This window comes from Staphylococcus sp. EG-SA-2, from assembly GCF_017152085.1.
Genome location: NZ_JACYHC010000436.1, coordinates 1 through 5451, shown reverse-complemented (window position 1 = coordinate 5451; position 5451 = coordinate 1). Strand labels below are relative to the sequence as shown.

5 protein-coding genes and 1 pseudogene are annotated in these 5451 nt (G+C 31.8%); 3 read left to right on the top strand and 3 right to left on the bottom strand.

What is annotated here, in order from left to right; all coding sequences use genetic code 11:
• Window positions 1-194: 194 nt before the first annotated feature.
• Window positions 195-409 (top strand): annotated as a pseudogene (locus IDG60_RS24650) (universal stress protein); the annotation flags it as partial.
• Window positions 410-675: 266 nt separating this feature from the next.
• Here the strand turns inward: IDG60_RS24650 and sqr are convergent.
• From sqr to cstA, 3 genes are read right to left on the bottom strand one after another with little or no spacing between them, the layout of a single operon-like run.
• Entirely contained in the window at window positions 676-1869 is a 1194-nt protein-coding gene (sqr, locus tag IDG60_RS05450; protein WP_001033018.1) for a type II sulfide:quinone oxidoreductase Sqr, read from the bottom strand.
• A gap of 18 nt (window positions 1870-1887) precedes the next feature.
• A complete protein-coding gene (cstB, locus tag IDG60_RS05445) occupies window positions 1888-3222 on the bottom strand; it encodes a persulfide dioxygenase-sulfurtransferase CstB (protein ID WP_000465468.1) in 1335 nt (444 codons plus the stop codon).
• Window positions 3223-3252: 30 nt separating this feature from the next.
• Window positions 3253-4317, bottom strand: coding sequence for a persulfide response sulfurtransferase CstA (cstA, locus tag IDG60_RS05440; RefSeq protein WP_000816133.1), 1065 nt, complete (start codon window positions 4315-4317; stop codon window positions 3253-3255).
• A gap of 136 nt (window positions 4318-4453) precedes the next feature.
• On the opposite strand from cstA, the gene cstR reads away from it, so the two are divergent.
• Together cstR and IDG60_RS05430 are read left to right on the top strand one after the other, a co-directional pair.
• Window positions 4454-4714: a persulfide-sensing transcriptional repressor CstR gene (cstR, locus tag IDG60_RS05435; RefSeq protein WP_001105087.1), complete on the top strand. Its 261-nt coding sequence runs from the start codon at window positions 4454-4456 to the stop codon at window positions 4712-4714.
• Window positions 4714-5451 (top strand): sulfite exporter TauE/SafE family protein (locus IDG60_RS05430; protein WP_206160545.1); only part of this gene is annotated, 738 nt, incomplete at its 3' end. The genes cstR and IDG60_RS05430, both read left to right, overlap by 1 nt.

The window sequence follows — 5451 nt, the reverse complement described above, 5'->3', positions numbered from 1 at the left end:
GAATTATAGTATGAGTAATAAAGTTTATGGATGATATTTCCCAATTTAACACGGATTGAACACTTTCTACTTAGGTATTATCTTGGTTTTCCTGATAGGATAACTCCCGATGATGCCTTTTTACTTATGTCACTTATCCTTTTGGAAATGGTGCAAAATTAAAAATACATCAGGATATCGTTTAACTCAGAAAAAAACTCCAATCAAAAAAAATGTTTACAACACATTATGAAATTAAAATTGCTCTTAGTGTTCAACAGACAAAGTTATTGAAATTACTATTGGAGGTACATACCAAGCTATCATTTTGAGTACACGTGGTTTGAATATCTGGCAAGAAATGGAAATTGGTAATGTCAGTCATAAAGTCGCTAAACGTGCTCAAATACCATTAATTATTTTTAAATAATTTAGAGGATGAGGTATAAACCTTTAAAAAACAGCAGTGAGATGATTTTCAATTAGAAAATATCTTACTGCTGTTTCTATTTTCATAATCATTCTTATTGAATGACTTCATCGTGATCATTTAAAACAGTAACAACTTTTTCAATCTTATACTATTTAGAGCTAAAAATTCACGACATATAAACACAACACTGACACGTCATTTAAATACTTAATCTTTTATAGTAAAAGATTTTTCATTAAAAATTTATTGTTTTCTGTACTTTATTATATTAATCCTTTTAGCATGCCGTACCAATACATTTTAGGTAATAAATCTTTCTTAAATATATACATACTTCTACGTTCTTTGGCCTGATTAAACGGCATTGTTTCTTTAGTATTTTTATTATAATCAAACTCTGCAAGTATTAACCTATTATATCCAGTAACAATAGGGCATGAAGTATAACCATCATAATGATGCGTTAACATTTGATTATTCATCACTTGCAATAAATTATTAGCGACGATAGGTGCTTGCTTACGAATAGCTGCGCCTGTTTTTGAAGTAGGTACATTTGAAGCATCACCAAGTGCAAATACATTAGAGTAGCTTTTATGCTGTAATGTGGTTGGGTTAACATCTACCCAACCCTCACTATCTGAAAGTGTACTTTCTTTTACTACATCTAAGGGACCCATAGGTGGTGTTACATGTAACATATCATAACTTATTGTTTTTCTATCGTATGCTTTGATATGTTCGAATGTAGCCACTTTTTTGTCACCGTCGATTTCAACAAGGTTATAATTATAATTGACTGTTATATTTCTTTCTTCAACAATCCTTTCTAATTCTTTATTATATTTTCCTACGTCAAATAAAGCATCTTTTGGCGTTGCATATATCACATTAGCGTTAGAACGGATTTTATGTTTCCTAAAATAATCTTCAGCTAAATACATAATTTTCATAGGCGCACCTCCACACTTTATAGGAGTGTTTGGATGCGTAAAAATGGCATTTCCTTGTTTAAAATTAGAAATTTGGTTCCAAGTTTCGTTAACATAGTCAGGTGAATAGTTAGAGCAAACACCATTTTTACCTATATTTTCTTTTAGTCCTTTAATTGAAGACCAATTAATCTGTAATCCTGGAGCTACTACTAAAAAATCATAATAAACGACTGTATTATCTCCTAAAATAACGCTATTATTTTCAGGTTGAAAACTTGAAACAGCCTGTTTTATCCAGTTAGCACCTTCAGGTATAACACTTTCCATATCTTTACGAGAACTTTTCAAACTAGATACCCCTGCACCAACCAACGTCCATAATGGTTGATAGTAATGATGGTCTGCTGGGTCTATAATTGCTATTTTCTCTTTTAAGTTTTGATTTTTTCTTAATAGTCTTGATGCTACGGTAACACCTGCTGTACCGCCACCAATAATAACAATTTGATAATGCTTATTCATTTTTTCCACATCCTTAAATTATTTTAATGATTCTGGAAAATCTTGATAGCCTTCTCTAATATTCACCACATTTTCAAAACCTTTGCTTTCCAATATACCCACTGCAATTGAACTTCTAACACCTGACTGACAATGTACATATATTTTATCCTCTTTATTAAAAGGAATATTTTCATTTAATAATTTACCATGTGGAATATTAACTGCTTGATCTAAGTGTCCATTATTCCACTCTTCATCATTACGTACGTCTAATACATGTTCTTCTTTACCTGTCATATCAGCGCTATGAACGGACTGGGTTGAAATGCCTGATTTTGGCAAACGATAGCCTGCTACCTTATCAAACCCAATTAATTGTAAAGTGTGTTTCGCTTTCTCAACAGTAGATTTATCTCCAATTAAATCTATATCTTTTTCAAAATCTAAGTACCAACCAATTTGATTAATAAAGTTTTTGTTGTATGGTATATTGATTGTTCCTTTTGTGTGGCCACCGTGAAAGGCCTCTTTGCTACGAAGATCAAATGCTACTCTCTTATTATCTAAACTAGGATAAACATCATATGATTGATATAAATTCATACCAAACTGATTAACTTGTTTCATTTGTGCAAAATGATGCGGTGGTGCTGGTTGATTTGATGTTAATGATTCAATAAATTTAGTCTCATCAATTTCATTAAATGCCCAGTTATTAATTTTCTCATAACCTATTGTAGATATAGGTATGGCACCTAATGCTTTACCACAAGGGCTTCCAGCACCATGACCCGGCCAGATTTGAACATAGTCTGGTAAATTTTTAATATTTTGAACGGACTCATACATTTGTTTCGCGCTAATTTCTGTAGAACCCTTTATTTGAACAGATTTTTCTAATAAATCAGGTCTACCTATATCACCAACAAAAATAAAGTCACCACTAAATAATCCCATCGGAACACTTGAACCACCACCTAAATCAGTGAGTAAAAAGCTAATACTTTCAGGCGTGTGTCCTGGAGTATGCAGAACTTCTAATTTAACATTGCCTACTTGAATGATATCTCCATGTTTAACAAATTGTGTTTTTGATAGCATATTTTTATACCCTAATGCATCTTCACCTTCGCCAGACACATATATATTTGCATTTAAGCGTTTAGCCACATCACGAATTCCTGAAGCAAAATCAGCATGAATATGTGTTTCTGTAGCTTGTGTAATTGTTAAACCTTCAGAATCTGCAACTTCTATATATTTCGATAAATCACGAACAGGGTCTATTATTATTGCCTCTCCTGTACGTTGACAACCCACTAAATATGATGCTTGAGATAAATGATTATCGTAAAACTGTTTAAAAAACATGATAACAACTCCTTTTATTAATAGATTTAATTAGATAAATAAATTATGATTCGCATTTTCAGTAGCACCAATATAAGTGCCTACACCACCGTACTCAACTTCATCTCTAAGTTCTTCTTTCTGAATACCCATGACATCCATACTCATCGTACAAGCGATTAATTTGATATTTTGCTCAATAGCTTGATTGATAAGTGTTGGTAATGAATCAACATTTTTCTTTTTCATTACGTAGCGCATCATCATATTTCCTAAACCAAACATATTCATTTTGGAAAGAGGCATTCGTATATTCTTTTGGGGCAACATTAAATCAAACATTTTTGCAATACCTTGCTTTTTAACATTAACTGTTTGCACTTTTTTTAATGCATTAAGCCCCCAAAAAGTAAAGAAGATAGTTACATCTTTTCCAGCAGCTCTAGCGCCATTTGCAATAATCAATGCTGCTACAGCTTTGTCTAATTCTCCACTAAATAATACAATTGTAGTACCTTTAGCAGAATAATTTATATCTAAATCTTTTGCTTTTTCTTTTTGAATAATCGCATTAATTCCATTGTTATTTTCATCAAGCTTAACTAAAGTATGCCTTGTTTGTTTCACCCAACTTTTAATATCACTAGGGAATCCAGGGTCTGTGACTTTGACTTCAATTTGGTCACCTACTTCAATATTCTTCATTTCTTGACTAATTTTTACAATTGGCCCTGGACATTGAAAACCACGATAGTTAAATTGTTTACGATCTGCTTTAATTTCTATACTTTTATATTCTTCTTGTGTATCATAACTATCGTTTTCTTCATAAGCTTTATAACCACCATCAAGATTTATAACGTTATAACCTTGTTTAGCTAAATATTTACTAGCATTAGCACTTCTGTTACCACTTCTACAGATTACATAATAGGTTTTATTTTTTTCTTTATTGAATGACTCAATCTCATCAACAGGATGAAGTATGGAACCATTGATATGTCCTAATGCATACTCCTCTTCTGTTCTAACATCAATTAATTGCCCTTGCTTGGCTAGTTTTTCCAATTCTGCTTTACTAAATTCATCGATAAACTTTTCTCCGTATTGTTTCATAATAACCTCCCTAAAAATACCTGTAGGGGTATTCTAAACGGTTGAATGGAACTTGTCAAATACCTCTAGGGGTATTTGACACATTTGTGTTTATCTATTAATATATTTTTATTCAATTAAAAGTGGAGGTATGACTATGAATTATGATAAAAAAATGATTAATCGTATTAATAGAATACAAGGGCAACTAAATGGAATTATTAAAATGATGGAGGAAGGAAAAGACTGTAAAGATGTCATTACACAAATAAGTGCATCAAAGAGTTCACTCCAACGCTTGATGGGTATCATTATTAGTGAGAATTTAATAGAATGTGTAAAAGCAGCTGCGGATGATGAAGAAAGCTCCCAAGAGTTAATTAATGAAGCTGTAAACTTATTGGTGAAAAGTAAGTAATGGATATTGTTAATATAGTTATCATGTTACTCATTGGGGTATTCGGTGGGTTCATATCTGGTCTAGTAGGCGTAGGTGGTGCTATCATTATTTATCCAGCTATTTTATTATTACCACCATTATTCGGAGCCCCTGCATATAGCGCATATATCGCATCAGGTCTTACTTCTAGCCAAGTCTTTTTCAGTACATTAAGTGGCTCATTAAAAGCTCGAAAAAAAACAGAGTTCTCGCCACAATTAGTTCTTTATATGGGTGGCGGCATGATTATAGGGAGTATGTTAGGTGCATTTCTAGCAAATTTATTTGATGCTACATTTGTAAATACGGTATATATCATTATTGCTTTACTTGCATTAACATTAATGTTTATTAAAGTGAAACCTAGTTCCGAAAAGTCTTCATTTAATAAATATTTATTAGTTATCATTGGCCTTTTCATTGGTATTATTTCAGGTATAGTAGGTGCAGGTGGTGCCTTCATTATTATTCCTATATTATTGGTTTTATTCAAATTACCAATGAATACTGTAGTCGCTAATAGTATAGTAATTGCTTTTATATCTTCAATTGGTGCTTTTGTCATCAAACTTATTCAAGGTTATATCCCTTTATATGACGCCTTATTCCTTATAATAGGGAGTATTATATTTGCTCCAATAGGGTTAAAATTAAGTAAAAAAGTCCCTAACATAATACAAAAATGGATTATCAGTATTTTAATCGTTTTTGCTATA